We start from the raw sequence: 18,924 nt of genomic DNA, 5'->3' as shown, positions 1-18,924 counted from the left end.
CCATGTTGCAAGTCAGTGTTTATCGCTACAACCCTGATCAGGACGCTGCGCCGTTCATGCAGGAATTCCAGGTCGATACCGGTGGTAAAGACCTGATGGTGCTGGACGTGCTGGCCCTGATCAAAGAGCAGGACGAGGGTTTCTCCTATCGTCGCTCTTGCCGTGAAGGCGTCTGCGGCTCCGACGGCATGAACATCAACGGCAAGAACGGCCTGGCGTGCATCACGCCGCTGTCCGCTGTCGTAAAAGGCAACAAGTTGATCGTTCGTCCGCTGCCAGGTTTGCCGGTCATCCGTGACCTGGTTGTCGATATGAGCATCTTCTACAAGCAATACGAGAAGGTTAAGCCTTACCTGCAGAACGACACGCCGGCTCCGGCCATCGAGCGTCTGCAGTCCCCTGAAGAGCGTGAAAAGCTCGACGGTCTGTACGAGTGCATCCTGTGCGCCTGCTGCTCGACCTCGTGCCCGTCCTTCTGGTGGAACCCGGACAAGTTCCTGGGCCCGGCTGCCCTGCTGCAAGCGTACCGCTTCCTGGCAGACAGCCGTGACACCAAGACCTCCGAGCGTCTGGCTTCGCTCGATGACCCGTTCAGCGTCTTCCGCTGCCGGGGCATCATGAACTGCGTCAACGTATGTCCGAAAGGCCTGAACCCGACTAAGGCCATCGGTCACATCCGTAACATGCTGCTTTCGAGCGGCGTGTGATTCAGCTGCTGTAACCGTAGAACCGCTGTAACGAAGAGGCTGTGGCGCGGGCTTCAACCCGCGTCATGGCTATAACCAGAGCAGTAGCCACAAGCTGCAGCTCTTATTTTGAAGAAATGAGACAAGCAGGGGCATCCGGGCTGGTACCCGGACTATCAGCGTGATCCTAAGTGGCTTGTTTTGGTCGCTGCATTCGGACTTCTGCAAGTTTGCTCGGTATTGACGCCGATGGTGTTCCCCTAACCGAGGGTGACCAAGCATGCAAGAAAGCGTGATGCAGCGCATGTGGAACAGCGCCTACCTTTCAGGTGGAAACGCTGCCTATGTGGAAGAGCTTTATGAGCTCTACCTGCACGACCCTAACGCTGTGCCAGAAGAGTGGCGCACCTACTTTCAGAAGCTGCCTGCCGACGGCAGCTCTGCCACTGATGTTTCGCACTCCACAATTCGCGATCATTTCGTGCTGCTGGCAAAGAACCAGCGCCGCGCCCAACCGGTTTCCGCCGGGAGCGTGAGCAGTGAGCACGAGAAGAAGCAAGTTGAAGTGCTGCGATTGATCCAGGCCTACCGTATGCGTGGCCACCAGGCAGCCCAGCTTGACCCGCTGGGGCTGTGGCAGCGTCCTGCACCTGCAGACCTGTCGATCAATCATTACGGCTTGACCAATGCCGATCTTGATACGACCTTCCGTGCCGGCGACCTGTTCATCGGCAAAGAGGAAGCGAGCCTACGCGAAATTCATGAAGCGTTGCAGCAGACATATTGCCGCACCATCGGCGCTGAATTTACGCACATCACCGATTCCGAGCAGCGCCAGTGGTTCCAGCAGCGTCTGGAAAGCGTGCGTGGTCGTCCGACGTACTCCGCCGACATCAAGAGCCACCTGCTTGAGCGCGTGACTGCCGGTGAAGGCCTGGAAAAATACCTGGGCACCAAATACCCGGGCACCAAGCGTTTCGGTCTGGAAGGCGGCGAAAGCCTGATTCCGATGCTCGATGAGCTGATCCAGCGTTCCGGTTCCTACGGCACCAAGGAAGTCGTCATCGGCATGGCCCACCGTGGCCGTTTGAACGTGCTGGTCAACACCTTCGGCAAGAACCCGCGCGAGCTGTTCGACGAGTTCGAAGGCAAGAAGAAGGTCGAGCTGGGTTCCGGTGACGTCAAATACCACCAGGGCTTCTCGTCCAACGTGATGACCACTGGCGGTGAAGTTCACCTGGCCATGGCGTTCAACCCGTCCCACCTGGAAATCGTTTCCCCGGTGGTAGAAGGTTCGGTTCGCGCCCGTCAGGATCGTCGTAACGACCCGACCGGTGAGAAGGTGCTGCCGATCTCCATCCACGGTGACGCTGCATTCGCAGGTCAGGGCGTGGTCATGGAAACCTTCCAGATGTCGCAGACCCGCGGTTTCAAGACCGGCGGTACCGTGCACATCGTGATCAACAACCAGGTTGGTTTCACCATCAGCAACCCGCTGGACTCGCGTTCCACCGAGTACGCCACCGACGTTGCGAAGATGATCCAGGCGCCGATCCTCCATGTGAATGGTGATGATCCGGAAGCCGTGCTGTTCGTGACCCAGTTGGCCATCGATTACCGCATGCAGTTCAAGCGTGACGTGGTGATCGACCTGGTCTGCTACCGTCGTCGCGGCCACAACGAGGCCGACGAGCCAAGCGGCACCCAGCCGCTGATGTACCAGCAGATCACCAAGCAGCGCACCACCCGTGAGCTGTACGCTGATCGTCTGACTCAGGCCGGTGTACTGGACGCTGAACGTGTTCAGGCCAAGGTCGACGAGTACCGCAACGCGCTGGACAACGGTCTGCACGTAGTGAAATCGCTGGTCAAAGAGCCGAACAAAGAGCTGTTCGTGGACTGGCGTCCGTATCTGGGCCACGCCTGGACTGCGCGTCACGACACCCGTTTCGATCTGAAGACCCTGCAGGAACTGTCCGCCAAGCTGCTGGAAATTCCGGAAGGCTTCGTGGTTCAGCGTCAGGTCGCGAAGATCTACGAAGACCGTCAGAAGATGCAAGCCGGCGGCCTGCCGATCAACTGGGGTTACGCCGAAACCATGGCGTACGCGACCCTGGCGTTCGAAGGTCACCCGATCCGCATGACCGGTCAGGACATCGGCCGCGGTACGTTCTCGCACCGTCACGCTGTACTGCACAACCAGAAAGACGCGGGCACCTACATTCCGCTGCAGAACCTGTACGACGGTCAGCCACGCTTTGACCTGTACGACTCGTTCCTCTCGGAAGAAGCGGTATTGGCCTTCGAATATGGTTACTCGACCACCACGCCAAACGCGCTGGTGATCTGGGAAGCCCAGTTCGGCGACTTCGCCAACGGTGCACAGGTTGTTATCGACCAGTTCATCACCAGCGGCGAGCACAAGTGGGGCCGTCTCTGCGGTCTGACCATGCTGTTGCCACACGGCTACGAAGGTCAGGGTCCTGAGCACAGTTCGGCACGTCTTGAGCGTTACCTGCAGCTGTGCGCCGAGCACAACATTCAGGTGTGCATGCCGACCACCCCGGCCCAGATCTACCACTTGCTGCGTCGTCAGGTGATTCGCCCGCTGCGCAAACCTCTGGTAGTGCTGACGCCGAAGTCGCTGCTGCGCCACAAGCTGGCCGTCTCCACCCTGGAAGATCTGGCTGAAGGTTCGTTCCAGACCGTGATCCCGGAAATCGATGCCCTGGACCCGAAAAAGGTCGAGCGCGTTGTTCTGTGTAGCGGCAAGGTCTACTACGACCTGCTGGAAAAACGTCGTGCCGAAGGCCGTGACGATATCGCCATCGTGCGTATCGAGCAGCTGTATCCATTCCCTGAGGACGACTTGAAAGAAGTCCTGGCGCCTTACACCAACGTCAAGCATGCCGTCTGGTGTCAGGAAGAGCCGATGAACCAGGGCGCCTGGTACTGCAGCCAGCATCACCTGCGTCGCAGCATCGGTAACCTCGACAAGTCTCTCGTACTCGAGTACGCGGGCCGCGAGGCTTCTGCTGCCCCAGCATGTGGTTACGCATCGATGCACGCCGAGCAGCAGGAAAAACTGCTGCAAGACGCGTTTACCGTTTAACGCCTTCGCGCACCTGAAACCGAATTTAAGGAACCACAGATAATGGCTATCGAGATCAAAGCCCCCACTTTCCCGGAATCGGTTGCCGATGGCACCGTTGCCACCTGGCACAAAAAACCGGGCGACGCCGTCAAGCGTGACGACCTGATCGTCGACATCGAAACCGACAAAGTCGTACTGGAAGTGCTGGCGACCGCCGACGGCGTGCTGGGCGCAATCGTCAAGAACGAAGGCGACACCGTTCTGTCCGACGAAGTCCTGGGCTCCATCGAAGCGGGTGGCGCTGCTGCCGCTGCTCCAGCCGCCGCTGCTGCTCCGGCCGCTGCTGCCGCTGCCCCGGCTGCTGCCGAAGGCGAAGACGATCCTGTTGCTGCTCCGGCTGCGCGCAAGCTGGCTGAAGAAAACGGCATCAACATCGCTTCCGTTGCCGGTACCGGCAAAGGCGGTCGTGTGACCAAGGAAGACGTGGTCGCTGCTGTTGCCGCGAAGAAAGCCGCTCCGGCTGCTGCTCCTGCAAAAGCCGCTGCTCCAGCCGCTGCTGCTCCGGTATTCGCTGCCGGTGACCGCGTTGAGAAGCGCGTACCGATGACCCGTCTGCGTGCCAAGGTTGCCGAGCGTCTGGTTGAAGCCCAGTCGAACATGGCAATGCTGACCACTTTCAACGAAGTCGACATGACCGAAGTCATGGCGCTGCGTTCGAAGTACAAGGACCTGTTCGAGAAGTCCCACAACGGCGTACGCCTGGGCTTCATGTCGTTCTTCGTCAAGGCTGCCACCGAAGCGCTGAAACGCTTCCCGGCGGTCAACGCTTCGATCGACGGTGCAGACATCGTTTACCACGGCTACGCCGACATCGGTGTTGCCGTTTCCAGCGACCGTGGTCTGGTCGTTCCGGTTCTGCGTAACGCCGAGCTGATGAGCCTGGCTGAAATCGAAGGCGGCATCGCCACGTTCGGCAAGAAAGCCCGTGACGGCAAACTGTCGATGGAAGAGATGACCGGCGGTACCTTCACCATCACCAACGGTGGTACCTTCGGTTCGATGATGTCGACTCCGATCGTCAACCCGCCGCAGGCAGCGATTCTGGGCATGCACAACATCATCCAGCGTCCTATGGCCATCAACGGTCAGGTCGTGATCCGTCCGATGATGTACCTGGCACTGTCCTACGATCACCGTCTGATCGATGGCAAAGAAGCTGTAACCTTCCTGGTGACCATCAAGAACCTGCTGGAAGATCCGGCTCGTCTGTTGCTGGATATCTGATAGAAGCAGCCATGCGCTGCGGGCCGTACCGTCGGCAACGGCGGTACGGCCCGCAGCGCGCGGCTTGAAGCTTTTCGCTAAAGAGGATTTTTTGAATGTCGCAGAAATTTGACGTAGTAGTGATCGGTGCCGGCCCTGGCGGCTATGTAGCTGCCATCAAGGCCGCGCAGCTGGGTCTCACCACTGCCTGCATCGAGAAGTACACCGACGCTGAAGGCAAACAGGCCCTCGGCGGTACTTGCCTGAACGTCGGCTGCATTCCGTCCAAGGCGCTGCTGGACAGCTCCTGGAAGTACAAGGAAGCCAAAGAGAGCTTCAACGTTCACGGTATCTCGACCGGCGAAGTCAAAATGGACGTCGCTGCGATGGTTGGCCGCAAGGCTGGCATCGTCAAGAACCTGACTGGCGGCGTTGCCACCCTGTTCAAGGCTAACGGCGTTACCTCGATCCAGGGCCACGGCAAGCTGCTGGCTGGCAAGAAAGTCGAAGTCACCAAGCCGGACGGTTCGGTTGAAGTCATCGAAGCCGAAAACGTCATCCTGGCCCCAGGTTCGCGTCCGATCGACATTCCACCGGCTCCGGTCGATCAGAAAGTCATCGTCGATTCGACTGGTGCTCTGGAATTCCAGTCCGTACCTAAGCGTCTGGGCGTGATCGGCGCTGGCGTGATCGGTCTGGAACTGGGTTCGGTGTGGTCGCGTCTGGGTTCCGAAGTGGTTGTCCTCGAAGCACTGGACACCTTCCTGATGGCAGCGGACACCGCTGTTTCCAAGGAAGCGCTGAAAACCCTGACCAAGCAAGGTCTGGACATCAAGCTGGGTGCTCGCGTAACCGGTTCGAAAGTGAACGGCGACGAAGTCGTGGTTAACTACACCGATGCCAACGGCGAACAGTCCATCACTTTCGACAAGCTGATCGTAGCCGTTGGTCGCCGTCCGGTGACCACTGATCTGCTGGCTGCCGACAGCGGCGTGACCCTGGACGAGCGCGGTTTCGTGCACGTTGACGATCACTGCGCCACCACCGTACCGGGCGTTTACGCCATCGGTGACGTGGTTCGCGGCATGATGCTGGCGCACAAGGCCTCGGAAGAGGGCATCATGGTTGTCGAGCGCATCAAGGGCCACAAAGCCCAGATGAACTATGACCTGATCCCTTCGGTTATTTATACTCACCCGGAAATCGCGTGGGTTGGCAAAACCGAGCAGGCCTTGAAAGCCGAAGGCGTTGAAGTTAACGTCGGCACCTTCCCGTTCGCCGCTTCCGGCCGTGCCATGGCCGCCAACGATACCGGTGGTTTCGTCAAGGTCATCGCTGATGCCAAGACTGACCGCGTATTGGGCGTGCACGTGATTGGCCCAAGCGCTGCAGAACTGGTTCAGCAGGGCGCGATCGGTATGGAATTCGGCACCAGCGCTGAAGACTTGGGCATGATGGTTTTCTCCCATCCGACCCTGTCTGAAGCCTTGCACGAAGCTGCTCTGGCTGTGAATGGCGGCGCCATCCACATTGCCAACCGCAAGAAGCGTTAAGACACACAATAAGAAACCACGGCGGTTGCGGCCCGTCGTGAGCCTTGCGAGCAAGTCTCACCGCGGAATGTCCGCTGGACGCAGTCTTGCGTAGCTGCACCGGGTATCCGGAAAGGCTACGCAAGCAGCAGTCACAGGTGGCGCGGCACTCATCAAGAGCGCAGCGCCGAATGCGCAGTACCTAACGAAGACGGTAAAAAGCATGAATCTTCACGAGTATCAGGGTAAGCAGCTGTTCGCTGAATACGGCCTGCCAGTTTCCACTGGTTACGCAGTAGACACCCCGGAAGCAGCAGCAGAAGCTTGCGACAAAATCGGCGGCAGCGAGTGGGTTGTCAAAGCCCAGGTCCACGCCGGTGGTCGCGGTAAAGCGGGCGGCGTCAAGCTGGTTCGCAACAAAGAAGACGCCAAGGCCTTCGCACAGCAGTGGCTGGGCAAGCGTCTGGTGACTTACCAGACTGACGCCAATGGTCAGCCAGTCACCAAGATCCTGGTTGAATCGTGCACTGATATCGCTAAAGAGCTGTACCTGGGCGCTGTCGTTGATCGTTCGAGCCGTCGCATCGTGTTCATGGCTTCCACCGAAGGTGGCGTGGACATCGAGAAAATCGCTCACGACACCCCAGAAAAAATTCTGAAAGCCACTATCGATCCACTGGTTGGCGCTCAGCCATTCCAGGGTCGCGAGCTGGCGTTCCAACTGGGTCTGGAAGGCAAGCAAGTTGCCCAGTTCGCCAAGATCTTCGTCGGTCTGGCCAAACTGTTCCAGGATCACGATCTGGCCCTGCTGGAAGTGAACCCGCTGGTGATCAAGGCTGACGGCGATCTGCACTGCCTGGACGCCAAGATCAACATCGACGCCAACGCCATGTACCGTCAGCCTAAGCTGAAGACTTTCCACGATCCGTCGCAAGACGATCCGCGCGAAGCGCACGCTGCCAAGTTCGAACTGAACTACGTAGCCCTGGAAGGCAACATCGGCTGCATGGTCAACGGTGCCGGCCTGGCCATGGGTACCATGGACATCGTCAACCTGCACGGCGGCAAGCCAGCCAACTTCCTCGACGTAGGTGGTGGTGCTACCAAAGAGCGCGTGACCGAAGCCTTCAAGATCATCCTGTCCGACACCAACGTCGCTGCAGTACTGGTCAACATCTTCGGCGGCATCGTTCGCTGCGACATGATTGCCGAAGGCATCATCGGCGCCGTGAAAGAAGTCGGCGTGAAAATCCCGGTTGTTGTTCGCCTTGAAGGCAACAACGCTGAGCTGGGCGCTAAAGTACTGGCAGAAAGCGGTTTGAACATCATCGCTGCTACCAGCCTGACCGACGCTGCTCAACAAGTTGTCAAAGCTGCGGAGGGCAAATAATGAGCGTCCTGATCAATAAAGACACCAAAGTTATCTGCCAGGGTATTACCGGTTCGCAAGGTAGTTTCCACACCCAGCAAGCCATCGAATACGGCACCAAGATGGTGGGTGGCGTAACTCCGGGCAAAGGCGGCACCGAGCACCTGGGTCTGCCAGTGTTCAACACCGTTAAAGACGCAGTAGCTGCCACTGGCGCTACCGCCAGCGTGATCTACGTTCCGGCTCCTTTCTGCAAGGACTCGATCCTGGAAGCAGCGTTCGGCGGCATCAAGCTGATCGTCTGCATCACCGAAGGCATTCCTACCCTGGACATGCTGGACGCTAAAGTTAAGTGCGACGAGCTGGGTGTTACCCTGATCGGCCCTAACTGCCCAGGCGTGATCACCCCAGGCGAATGCAAGATCGGCATCATGCCAGGTCACATTCACTTGCCAGGCAAGGTCGGTATCGTTTCGCGTTCCGGCACCCTGACCTACGAAGCTGTGAAGCAGACCACTGACGCCGGTTTCGGTCAGTCGACCTGCGTCGGCATCGGTGGTGACCCGATCCCGGGTTCGAACTTCATCGACATCCTGAAGCTGTTCCAGGAAGACCCGAAGACCGAAGCGATCGTGATGATCGGCGAGATCGGCGGTTCGGCTGAAGAAGAAGCGGCTGCCTACATCAAGGCACACGTGACCAAGCCGGTTGTTTCCTACATCGCTGGTGTGACTGCTCCTCCGGGCAAGCGCATGGGCCATGCTGGCGCAATCATCTCTGGCGGCAAAGGCACTGCAGACGAGAAATTCGCTGCGCTGCAAGACGCAGGCGTAAAAACCGTGCGTTCGCTGGCAGATATCGGCAAGGCCCTGGCCGAGCTGACCGGTTGGGCTGTCAAGTAAGCCTCGTGCTTGACTGACGCTTCACCAGACAAAGGCCACCTTCGGGTGGCCTTTGTTGTTTCTGCAATCTGGAAATATGCGAGCTTTTGTGGCGAGGGAGCTTGCTCCCGCTCGACTGCGCAGCAGGCGTAGAACCATCTAACAGCCAGAACCCAATCGTCTGCATTGGGGCTGCTTCGCAACCCAGCGGGAGCAAGCTCCCTCGCCACAGGGTTGTGGTTAGGAAAAATAAATGCGTAAACGCGACACAGACACGTCGTGTATCGGATAGTTCGCCCTCAAACAGTGCGTTTGTCAGACAAATTCGTTAGGCTAGCAGCCATTTTTGCGTCTGCCGCCCACAAGGCATGCAACGCGCTAAACGGGTCAGTCTTATACGGACTGACAGCATTTCCCTAACCCCACAGGGAAATCCCCCTCTAAATTCCGATTCAGTAGTGTGGTATTTCCTTAATGAAAGTTTTGAAAGGTCAGGACATCCTGGCACTGGGCTTTATGACATTTGCCCTGTTCGTCGGGGCCGGCAACATCATTTTCCCGCCTATCGTCGGCCTGCAGTCCGGACCTAACGTCTGGATGGCGGCGCTGGGCTTCCTGATCACGGCCGTCGGTCTGCCGGTGGTCACCGTCGTCGCCCTGGCCAAGGTCGGTGGTGCGATGGATGCGCTGAGCAGCCCGATCGGCAAGATCGCCGGTGGTGTGCTCGCCGCGGCATGCTACCTGGCGGTCGGCCCGCTGTTCGCCACCCCGCGGACCGCGACCGTGTCGTTCGAAGTGGGTCTGGCGCCGCTGACCGGCGAAAGCCCTCTGGCGCTGTTCCTCTACAGCTCGGTGTACTTCCTGCTGGTGTTCTTCATCTCGCTGTATCCGGGCCGTCTGCTCGATACCGTGGGGCGTTTCCTCGCGCCATTGAAGATCATCGCCCTGGCGGTACTCGGCATCGCCGCGTTCGCCTTGCCGGCCGGTGATATCGGTCAGGCCACACCTGAATACGTCGCGGCACCGTTCTCCCAGGGCTTCATCAATGGTTACCTGACCATGGATACCCTCGGCGCGCTGGTGTTCGGTATCGTCATCGTCAACGCGATCCGCTCCCGTGGCGTCGAGTCGCCTGCGCTGATCACCCGTTACGCGATCATTGCCGGCCTCATCGCCGGTGTCGGTCTGGCGCTGGTGTACATCAGCCTGTTCCGCCTCGGCTCCGGCAGCCACGAAGTCGCGGTCGGTGCCACCAACGGTGCGGCGGTGCTGCATGCTTACGTGCAACACACCTTCGGTTCGCTGGGCAGCGGTTTCCTCGCGGTGCTGATCTCGCTGGCGTGCCTGGTGACGGCGGTCGGTCTGACCTGCGCCTGCGCTGAATACTTCAGCCGCGTGCTGCCGCTGTCCTACAAGACCCTGGTGATCATCCTCGCCGCGTTCTCGCTGCTGGTGTCGAACCTGGGCCTGACCAAGCTGATCGCGTTCTCGATCCCGGTGCTGACTGCAATCTACCCGCCATGCATCGTTCTGGTAGCTCTGAGCTTCTGCAAGGACTTCTGGCATGAACACGGGCGGATCCTCGGCCCGGTCATGCTGGTTTCGTTCCTGTTCGGCACGATCGACGCGCTCAAGGGCGCCGGTCTGGCTGACTGGATGCCGTCGCAGCTGTCGCACCTGCCGCTGAGCGAGCAGGGTCTGGCGTGGCTGGTGCCATGCGTGATGACCCTGGTGGTCGCCGTGGTCTGCGATCGCCTGCTGGGCAAGCGCAGCGAAGCCGTTGCCTGACGTTGTCTGACCCGCCACAAACGGGTCTTCAGCGCTTAAACAGAAATGCCCCGTATCAATCGATACGGGGCATTTTTTATGGGCGTCTGGCAGTGTCTTTTTCCGCGAGCTAACGTCGAAGCACTGCACAGATTTTAGGTAGGAGTGAGCCTGCTCGCGATGGCGTCGTACCTGTCGGATCAATGCCGGGTGTGTCACCGAATCGCGAGCAGGCTCACTCCTACAGGTAATGCATCCACACTTCACAGGAAAACGAATGTCGTTCATCCAAGCCAATCTGATCCACCTGCTGGCCGCGCTCTGGTTTGTCATCTGCTGGGGCGGCTACACCCGTTATGCGTCGTGGAAGGCCCGCGACACCGCGTGCCTGGCCAGCGTGCTGCACCTGTATCGCGAAGACTGGATGCGCCGCATGCTACTGCGTGACAACCGTATCGCCGACGCCAGCGTGATCGGCAATCTGGAGCGCAACGCCTCGTTCTTCGCCTCCAGCACCCTGATCATCCTCGCCGGCATTCTCACCGTGCTCGGTGCATCCGAGCGCGCCGTGTCGTTGCTGGCGGATATCCCGATGGTGCAGCAGGCATCGCAGGGCATGTCGGAGATCAAGTTGCTGTGTCTGGCGCTGGTGTTCGTCTATGCGTTTTTCACGTTCAGTTGGTGCATGCGTCAGTACAACTTTGCTGCCGTGCTGGTCGGTTCCGCGCCGATGATCTGTGAGCGTCAGGTCTCGGAGCAGGAGCGCAAGGCGTTCGCACTGCGGGCGGCGCGGGTGATTTCGATGGCGGCGAACCAGTTCAACTTCGGTCTGCGTTCTTATTACTTCGGCATGAGCATGCTGGCGTGGTTTGTCAGCCCGTGGCTGTTCATGTTGATGAGTGCCGGGGTGGTCATCGTGTTGTACCGCCGCGAGTTTCATTCCGACGTGCTGGATGTGATGGTCTATACCCCTACAGAGGCACCTTTGCCCGAAACCAATAAAGAGGCTGCTTGATGAGTATTCCGTTCTGGTGTGTGTTTATCAGTGCACTGTTGATTTACATCGCGCGCATGCCGGTGGGCAAGGCCATGAAAGAGCAGGGTGGTTACAACAACCATCTACCGCGCCAACAACAGGCACAACTCACTGGTTACGGCGCGCGGGCGCTGGCGGCACACCAGAACTGTATCGAAGCGTTCATCCTGTTCGCCGTGGGTGTGCTGATGGCGCACACCACGCAAACCCAAGGCTGGTTGATCGATGCCCTGGCAATCATCTTTGTGATCGCGCGAATTCTTTACGTGTGGTTGTACCTGGCGGATAAACCATCCCTGCGCAGCCTAGTGTGGCTGGTCGGCCTGATCTGCAGTTTGTTACTGATGATTAGTCCGACTTTTAGAACCGTATGGCTCTAAAACAACCTCTAAACCAACACTGACAAAAAATCACAGGCAAAAGAAAACCCGCACTTGGCGGGTTTTCTTTTTCTGCATCAAGTCGCAATTATTGCTTCTTGGCAGCTTCTTCCTGAGCAGCTTGATTCGATTCAGCCTGAGCTTTGGCAGCTTCGGCGTTTTCTTTTGCTGCGTCGTTCACTTTATCCTGAGCTTTGTTCATGTCTTGCTGAGCTTGCTCAGCATGTTGGTTGGCATCTTGAGCTTTGTCCTCGGATTTTTTATCGCAGGCAGCGAGACCGAGGGAAGCGGTCAACATCAAGGCAATAGCTAAAGTCTTACGCATGGGGTGTTTCTCCTTATGGAAAATAACTACTGGCCTTAAGAGCACTGGCCCAAAGGTTAAGTTCCTCATTTCGTTCAGATATATAAGTTTGTTTTTTAGTGGAACTTTTGCGGCATTTCCTACTACTGGCAAAAGGCTCTAACGAGAGTAATTATCAAATGGCTGAAAACCCCGTTTTTGAGCGCGCGACACGATTTCTTTCGGCCCTGCGCCATTGTCAGGTGCTCGGTTTGACGGTACACAGCGCCAGCAGCGAAGGGCTGACGGTGAGGTTGCCGTACAACGCGCAAATCGTCGGCAATCCACAGACCGGGGTCATCCACGGCGGCGCCATTACCTCGCTGATGGACACCGCGTGCGGCATGTCCACGTTGTGCGTGCTGGCGGAGTTCGAAGTCTGCCCGACCCTGGACCTGCGTATCGACTACATGCACGCCGCCGAGCCGAACAAGGACGTCTATGGCTTTGCCCAGTGTTACCGGGTCACCACCGATGTGATCTTCGCTCGTGGCTTTGCTTATCAGGATGACCCGAATCAGCCGATCGCCCATGTCGTCGGCACTTTCATGCGCATGGGCAAAAACCTGAAAGGCACCCAGGGATTTGGCGGCAAGGTCAAAGGAGAGAATCGATGAGCGATGACTGGAAGCAACAACTGCTGCAGGCTCACGCTCAGGGCGATTACGCGCCGTTGTTGCGGATAATTCCTTACGCCGGGCTGATCGGCGTCGAATGTTCCCGGGTCGGCGATGAATTGCTGTTCAAGCTGCCGGCGAACAAGGACAACATTGGTAACCCTTTATTGCCGGCGATCCATGGCGGGGTGATTGCCGGGTTCATGGAGCTGGCAGCCGCGTTGCATTTGCTGATCTTCACCGGTTCGCCCGGGGTGCCGAAGATCATCGACTTTTCTCTGGATTATCTGCGCGCCGGGCAGTTTCGCGACACTTGGGCCAAATGTCAGGTCTGTCGCCAGGGCCGGCGCGTGGCCAACGTCGCCATCACGGCCTGGCAAAGCACCGAGAGCGAACCGATTGCCACCGCCCGTGCACATTTCAAAATTGATGAGCCCTTGAAATCCTGAACGCTGCCCCCAACTCAGTGAACAACCCGCCGCCGACCCTCAAGGTCGCGGCCACTGCCATCTGATTGGAGTTTGATGACCATGAGTGTGGAAACTCAAAAGGAAACCCTGGGCTTCCAGACCGAGGTAAAGCAGCTGCTGCACCTCATGATCCATTCGCTGTATTCCAACAAGGAAATCTTCCTTCGCGAATTGATCTCGAACGCCTCTGACGCTGTCGACAAGCTGCGCTTCGAAGCCCTGGCCAAGCCTGAGTTGCTCGAAGGTGGCGCTGAACTGAAAATCCGTGTGAGCTTCGACAAGGACGCCAAGACCGTCACCCTCGAAGACAACGGTATCGGCATGAACCGTGACGATGTGATCACCCATCTGGGGACCATCGCCAAGTCGGGCACCGCCGATTTCATGAAGAATCTCTCGGGCGATCAGAAGAAAGATTCGCACCTGATCGGCCAATTCGGTGTCGGCTTCTACTCGGCGTTCATCGTTGCCGACCAGGTTGATGTGTATTCCCGTCGCGCCGGCACTCCGGCCAGCGAAGGCGTGCACTGGTCGTCGAAAGGCGAGGGCGAGTTCGAAGTCGCCACCATCGACAAACCAGAGCGCGGCACCCGTATCGTCCTGCACCTGAAGTCCGCTGAAGACGAGTTCGCCGACGGCTGGCGTCTGCGCAACATCATCAAGAAATACTCCGACCACATCGCGCTGCCGATCGAACTGCCGAAAGAAGTCACTGCCGCTGAAGGCGAAGAGAAGCCTGCCGTTGAATGGGAAACCGTCAACCGCGCCAGCGCCCTGTGGACCCGTCCGCGCACTGAAGTGAAGGACGAGGAATACCAGGAGTTCTACAAGCACATCGCTCACGACTTCGAAAACCCGCTGGCCTGGAGCCACAACAAGGTCGAAGGCAAGCTCGAGTACAGCTCGCTGCTGTACGTGCCGGCCCGTGCGCCGTTCGATCTGTACCAGCGTGAAGCGCCGAAAGGCCTGAAGCTGTACGTGCAGCGCGTGTTCGTGATGGATCAGGCCGAGTCGTTCCTGCCGCTGTACCTGCGCTTCATCAAGGGCGTGGTCGATTCCAACGACCTGTCGCTGAACGTGTCGCGGGAAATCCTGCAGAAAGACCCGATCATCGACTCGATGAAGTCGGCGCTGACCAAGCGCGTGCTGGACATGCTGGAAAAACTGGCGAAGAACGAGCCTGAGCAATACAAGGGCTTCTGGAAAAACTTCGGTCAGGTCATGAAAGAAGGCCCGGCCGAAGATTTCGCCAACAAGGAAAAAATTGCCGGTCTGCTGCGTTTCGCATCGACCCAAGGCGACGACGGCGAGCAAGTTGTCGGTCTGGCTGACTACCTGGCGCGCGCCAAGGAAGGTCAGGACAAGATCTACTACCTCACCGGCGAAACCTACGCGCAGGTCAAGAACAGCCCGCACTTGGAAGTCTTCCGCAAGAAAGGCATTGAAGTGCTGCTGCTGACCGACCGTATCGACGAGTGGCTGATGAGCTACCTCAGCGAATTCGACGGCAAGACCTTTGTCGACGTGGCACGCGGTGATCTTGATCTGGGCAACCTGGACTCGGAAGAGGACAAGAAAGCTGCAGAAGAAGTCGCCAAGTCCAAAGAAGGTCTGGTCGAGCGCCTGAAAACCGCGCTGGGCGACTCCGTTGCCGAGGTTCGCGTCTCTCACCGTCTGACCGATTCGCCAGCCATTCTGGCCATCGGCGAACAGGACCTGGGCCTGCAAATGCGCCAGATCCTCGAAGCCAGCGGGCAGAAAGTGCCGGAGTCGAAGCCGATTTTCGAATTCAACCCGAGCCACCCGCTGATCGAGAAACTCGACGGCGAGCAGAACGAAGGGCGTTTTGGCGACCTGTCGCACATCCTCTTCGATCAGGCCGCTCTGGCGGCTGGCGAAAGCTTGAAAGACCCGGCCGCGTACGTGACCCGTCTGAACAAGCTGCTGGTTGAGCTGTCAGCCTAATCACGATGTAGAAAAACCCGCTTCGGCGGGTTTTTTCATTCTGGTGTTCAACTAATCAGGAGTCAGAAATGAGCCAAGTTACTGTACGTTCCGTGGTCTATCAGCTGGATGGCCAGCCCTATGAAGGTCGTCTGGCATTCGACGCCGAGCACAAGGGCGCGCGCCCGGGCCTGTTGATGGCGCCGAACTGGATGGGCGTCAGTGCCGGGGCGGAAGAAATCGCCAAATCGGTCGCGGCCAAGGGTTACGTGGTGTTGATCGCGGACGTGTATGGCCAGGCAGTACGTCCGCAGAACGCTGACGAGGCCGGCGCTGCGATGATGCCGCTGAAGAACGACCGCGCACTGCTGCGCAAGCGTATGGAGGCAGCGTTCGAGCAGTTGCAGAAGCAGGGCGAGGCAGCGGTCGATACCTCGAAGCTTGCGGTGTTCGGTTTCTGCTTTGGTGGTTGCTGTGCGCTGGATCTGGCCCGTACCGGTGCGCCGGTGAAGGCGGCGGTGTCGTTCCACGGCACGCTCGACTCGCCGAACCCGGCCGACGCAAAGAACATCAAGGGCTCGATGCTGGTACTGCACGGTGCCTCCGACCCGCTGGTGCCGAAGGAGCAATTGCCTGCGTTCGAAGATGAAATGAACGCGGCGAAGGTCGATTGGCAGTTGCTCAGCTATGGCGGTGCGGTGCACTCATTCACCGATCCGCATGCCAATGTGCCAGGCAAGATGATGTACGACGCGAAGACTGCCAAGCGTGCGTTCAAGTCGATGCATGACTTGCTGGAAGAAGTGTTCAAGGGCTGATTTTTCGGCGCCTTTACTGGCCTCTTCGCGAGCAAGCCCGCTCCCACAGGGGGGATTGTGATGTGTACTCAGAACTCATACACACCACAATTCCCCTTGTGGGAGCGGGCTTGCTCGCGAAGGCTTACCCTCTAGCGACACAACACTCAGGGCAGTTCGATCCGCTCGACTTCCCCCGGCACCGTCGGCCAATCCCCGGCCGCCCACTTGCGCCGCGCCTCATCGATCGCCGCCGGATCACTCGCGACAAAATTCCAGTTGATTCGCCGAGGCCCGTCCAGCGCAGCGCCGCCAAACACTACTGCGTGCACATCGCTTTCGGCAAACAGGCTCATCTCTTCCCCGGCCGGCAATACCGCCAGTGCATGGGGTTCGAGAGGCTCACCATTCAACTGCGCATCGCCACTCAGCACATAAATCGCGCGTTCTTCGTGCTCTGTCGGGATCAGCAAAGTGGTGGCGGTCTGCATCTTCACTTCGGCGTACAGCGTAGGAGAAAGCACCGGCACCGGCGATTCCAGGCAAAAGCCTGACCCGGCGATCATCCGGATCTGCACACCAAGGTTATCGCTGACCGGCAAGGTTGCGGCCGGGTGATGGCTGTAATGCCCAGGGCCTTGCTCATGATCCTTGGGCGAAGCCAGCCAGATCTGCAAACCTTGCATCGTGAAGCTTTGCTCCCACAGCGGCTCGGGCGTGCGCTCGACGTGGGCAATCGCACTGCCCGCGGTCATCCAGCTGACATCGCCAGCACTGACCACCTGATCGGAGCCGAGGCTGTCCTTGTGCTGGATCTGTCCTTCGAACAGGTAGGTCAGGGTCGACAGACCAATGTGCGGATGCTGTCGGATGTTCATGCCTTTGCCCGTCGGATAAACCGTTTCGAGCATGTGGTCGAAAAACACGAAAGGCCCGATGCTGCGGCATTTGGCTGACGGCAGCGGGCGCAGGATCGGCTGGCCTTCGACGTCTTCGGCGCGCGGGCGGATGATCAGTGGTTGCGTATCCATGGTGCATTCCAGGCTGAGCGGGTGATGCCAGAAGCATAACCCGCCGCTGGCAAGAGGGTGATTACTGGCTGTCGAAGCCTTGTGGGGCGTGGGTTTCGATGCTGACGTCGGTGGTAGTCATCAGTTTGTGGATCGGGCAGCGATCAGCCACGCGCAGTAACTCTTCACGTTGGGCATCAGTGAGGACGCCCTTGAGGGTAAGCGTCACGTGCAGGGCGTATTTGCCTTTTTGCTCTTCGCTGTTGTCGCGTTTGACCTCGACACCCACGCCGGTCAGCGGGATGTCTTTCTTCTTCGCGTACATCTTCAGTGTCAGTGCCTTGCAGGCACCCAGCGCGGCGTCGAAGTAGTCGTGTGGCTCGGGTGCCGAGCCTTCGCCGCCGGCAGACTTCGGCACGTCGGCAAATAATTCGTGGTCATCGATCTGTACGGTGTGACGAAAACCTTCGGCGGAGACGGTATTGACGGTAACAGTCATGGCAACCTCACTGGCAGTAGGAAAAAGTCGTGCGATCAAAAAAGACCTTGCAGTTATAGAGCATTCCTACGGAGGCGCGTTCCACTTTCCTGCAGGATGAACCCTTGTGATCGGCTCAGGGTCTAGGCTATGCCTACCTGCCGGAGATTACTTGTGTCCTTGTTTCGTTTGAGTCTTGCCTGCCTGCTGGCATTTGCCGGTAGCGCCAGCGCCCGCGATTACACCTACAGCGATGCGCACCTGCACTACGTGGATTTTTTCCAGGAAACCGCCGGCATGGCGAAATTACTCACGGCCATGCAGGACAATTCCATCGATCACGTGATGATTTCCGGGATTCCCGTGGCGAAGAAATGGCATGAGGATGAACCCAAGCGTCCGCGCTATTACGCCGGCGATGACGCCGATGCCTATTGGTACAGCGCCACGGACGTGATCGTTGCCGATGCCGTGCAAAAGCTGACTCCGGAGCAGCGTCAGCACTTTCATCCGTTCCTGTCGGGCTTCAACCCCAATGACAAGAACTCCGCCGCGCACATCCAGCGCATGCTCGATCTGTATCCCGGGCTGTGGCAGGGCATTGGTGAAGTGTTCACCCGCCATGATGACTTGACGGCGTTGACCGCCGGCGACACGCCACGGGCCAATAACGAGGCGATGAAGCGGATTTATCACCTGGCTGCCGAAAACGATCTGCCAGTGATGCTGCATTCCAACATCACTTCCAAGCGTGAGAAAAATCCGCTGTACCTGAAGGAAGTCGAAGAACCCCTGCGTAATCACCCGCACACCAGGTTCATCTGGGCGCACGCCGGCACCAGCGCGGAAATTCATCGGCACCAGACGCAACTGGATTTTCTCCTGCCCACGGTGAGTCGGATGCTTGAGGCTTATCCGAATCTGTACATCGATCTGTCGTGGAGCATGCTCACGCCGTATCTGTTGGACGAGCAGGGCAAGCCGCGCGCCGAATGGCTGGCCTTGGTGGAGAAATACCCTGATCGGTTCATGATCGGCTCGGATGTTGTAGGCCGTTTCACCAAGCTCGGTGAGGAAATGCGCAGCTTCACGCCGTTCCTTGATGCCTTGCCCGAAGACGTCGCGCGGAAAGTCGCCCGGGATAACTTCCTGGCGATATTGCCGCGAACAGCGGCAAAGTCCGGGAAACCGCGCTGAATCGTTAATGCCGAGGGTTCGAAGTATCAAGGCCTTTTGATATCACCTTTTGGTCTTACG

17 protein-coding genes are annotated in these 18,924 nt (G+C 58.5%); 14 read left to right on the top strand and 3 right to left on the bottom strand.

The features are described 5' to 3' along the window. Positions 1 to 2: 2 nt before the first annotated feature. From LVD08_RS05620 to LVD08_RS05580, 9 genes are all read left to right on the top strand, one after another. Entirely contained in the window at positions 3 to 707 is a 705-nt protein-coding gene (locus tag LVD08_RS05620; protein ID WP_003223007.1) for a succinate dehydrogenase iron-sulfur subunit, read from the top strand. Between the two features lie 259 nt (positions 708 to 966). Further along, positions 967 to 3,798, top strand: a complete 2,832-nt coding sequence (locus LVD08_RS05615) for a 2-oxoglutarate dehydrogenase E1 component (RefSeq protein WP_027614036.1) — start codon at positions 967 to 969, stop codon at positions 3,796 to 3,798. 42 nt (positions 3,799 to 3,840) lie between these two features. Then, entirely contained in the window at positions 3,841 to 5,064 is a 1,224-nt protein-coding gene (odhB, locus tag LVD08_RS05610) for a 2-oxoglutarate dehydrogenase complex dihydrolipoyllysine-residue succinyltransferase (protein ID WP_003223011.1), read from the top strand. A gap of 95 nt (positions 5,065 to 5,159) precedes the next feature. After that, entirely contained in the window at positions 5,160 to 6,596 is a 1,437-nt protein-coding gene (lpdA, locus tag LVD08_RS05605) for a dihydrolipoyl dehydrogenase (RefSeq protein ID WP_007962860.1), read from the top strand. Between the two features lie 202 nt (positions 6,597 to 6,798). After that, entirely contained in the window at positions 6,799 to 7,965 is a 1,167-nt protein-coding gene (sucC, locus tag LVD08_RS05600; protein WP_003223015.1) for an ADP-forming succinate--CoA ligase subunit beta, read from the top strand. Then, complete coding sequence (gene sucD, locus LVD08_RS05595) at positions 7,965 to 8,846, top strand: succinate--CoA ligase subunit alpha (protein ID WP_003223019.1); 882 nt, start codon at positions 7,965 to 7,967, stop codon at positions 8,844 to 8,846. Before sucC ends, sucD begins: the two co-directional genes overlap by 1 nt. Positions 8,847 to 9,299: 453 nt before the next feature. Beyond that, a complete protein-coding gene (gene brnQ, locus LVD08_RS05590) occupies positions 9,300 to 10,613 on the top strand; it encodes a branched-chain amino acid transport system II carrier protein (protein WP_027614038.1) in 1,314 nt (437 codons plus the stop codon). 256 nt (positions 10,614 to 10,869) lie between these two features. Beyond that, positions 10,870 to 11,607, top strand: coding sequence for a DUF599 domain-containing protein (locus tag LVD08_RS05585; RefSeq protein WP_247267684.1), 738 nt, complete (start codon positions 10,870 to 10,872; stop codon positions 11,605 to 11,607). After that, positions 11,607 to 12,008, top strand: a complete 402-nt coding sequence (locus LVD08_RS05580) for an MAPEG family protein (protein WP_247267683.1) — start codon at positions 11,607 to 11,609, stop codon at positions 12,006 to 12,008. The genes LVD08_RS05585 and LVD08_RS05580 overlap by 1 nt, the downstream gene beginning before the upstream one ends. Positions 12,009 to 12,096: 88 nt before the next feature. Here the strand turns inward: LVD08_RS05580 and LVD08_RS05575 are convergent, their stop codons facing one another. Beyond that, on the bottom strand, positions 12,097 to 12,333 hold the full coding sequence (locus tag LVD08_RS05575; RefSeq protein ID WP_007962865.1) for a hypothetical protein: 237 nt from the start codon (positions 12,331 to 12,333) through the stop codon (positions 12,097 to 12,099). A 158-nt stretch (positions 12,334 to 12,491) separates the two neighbouring features. Here LVD08_RS05575 and LVD08_RS05570 point away from each other — a divergent pair, with 158 nt between their 5' ends. The 4 genes from LVD08_RS05570 to LVD08_RS05555 all read left to right on the top strand — a co-directional run bounded on the left by LVD08_RS05570 (position 12,492) and on the right by LVD08_RS05555 (position 16,200). Further along, on the top strand, positions 12,492 to 12,968 hold the full coding sequence (locus LVD08_RS05570; RefSeq protein WP_027614041.1) for a PaaI family thioesterase: 477 nt from the start codon (positions 12,492 to 12,494) through the stop codon (positions 12,966 to 12,968). After that, positions 12,965 to 13,417, top strand: coding sequence for a PaaI family thioesterase (locus LVD08_RS05565; RefSeq protein ID WP_027614042.1), 453 nt, complete (start codon positions 12,965 to 12,967; stop codon positions 13,415 to 13,417). Before LVD08_RS05570 ends, LVD08_RS05565 begins: the two co-directional genes overlap by 4 nt. A gap of 81 nt (positions 13,418 to 13,498) precedes the next feature. Beyond that, the gene (gene htpG, locus LVD08_RS05560; RefSeq protein ID WP_007962872.1) at positions 13,499 to 15,403 is read left to right on the top strand and encodes a molecular chaperone HtpG; all 1,905 of its coding nucleotides are present in this window, start codon (positions 13,499 to 13,501) and stop codon (positions 15,401 to 15,403) included. Between the two features lie 68 nt (positions 15,404 to 15,471). Then, on the top strand, positions 15,472 to 16,200 hold the full coding sequence (locus tag LVD08_RS05555; protein WP_247267682.1) for a dienelactone hydrolase family protein: 729 nt from the start codon (positions 15,472 to 15,474) through the stop codon (positions 16,198 to 16,200). Between the two features lie 146 nt (positions 16,201 to 16,346). Here LVD08_RS05555 and LVD08_RS05550 read toward each other — a convergent pair whose 3' ends face one another. Together LVD08_RS05550 and LVD08_RS05545 are read right to left on the bottom strand one after the other, a co-directional pair. After that, positions 16,347 to 17,210: a pirin family protein gene (locus LVD08_RS05550; RefSeq protein ID WP_247267681.1), complete on the bottom strand. Its 864-nt coding sequence runs from the start codon at positions 17,208 to 17,210 to the stop codon at positions 16,347 to 16,349. 61 nt (positions 17,211 to 17,271) lie between these two features. After that, entirely contained in the window at positions 17,272 to 17,688 is a 417-nt protein-coding gene (locus LVD08_RS05545) for an OsmC family protein (protein ID WP_027614046.1), read from the bottom strand. Positions 17,689 to 17,817: 129 nt separating this feature from the next. Here LVD08_RS05545 and LVD08_RS05540 point away from each other — a divergent pair, with 129 nt between their 5' ends. Beyond that, positions 17,818 to 18,864, top strand: coding sequence for an amidohydrolase family protein (locus LVD08_RS05540; RefSeq protein WP_274621121.1), 1,047 nt, complete (start codon positions 17,818 to 17,820; stop codon positions 18,862 to 18,864). Positions 18,865 to 18,924 lie beyond the last annotated feature (60 nt).

It is taken from the genome of Pseudomonas sp. YL2 (assembly GCF_023063025.1).
Taxonomy (GTDB): Bacteria; Pseudomonadota; Gammaproteobacteria; order Pseudomonadales; family Pseudomonadaceae; genus Aquipseudomonas; species Aquipseudomonas putida_A.
This window is presented reverse-complemented; position numbering and strand designations above follow the sequence as displayed.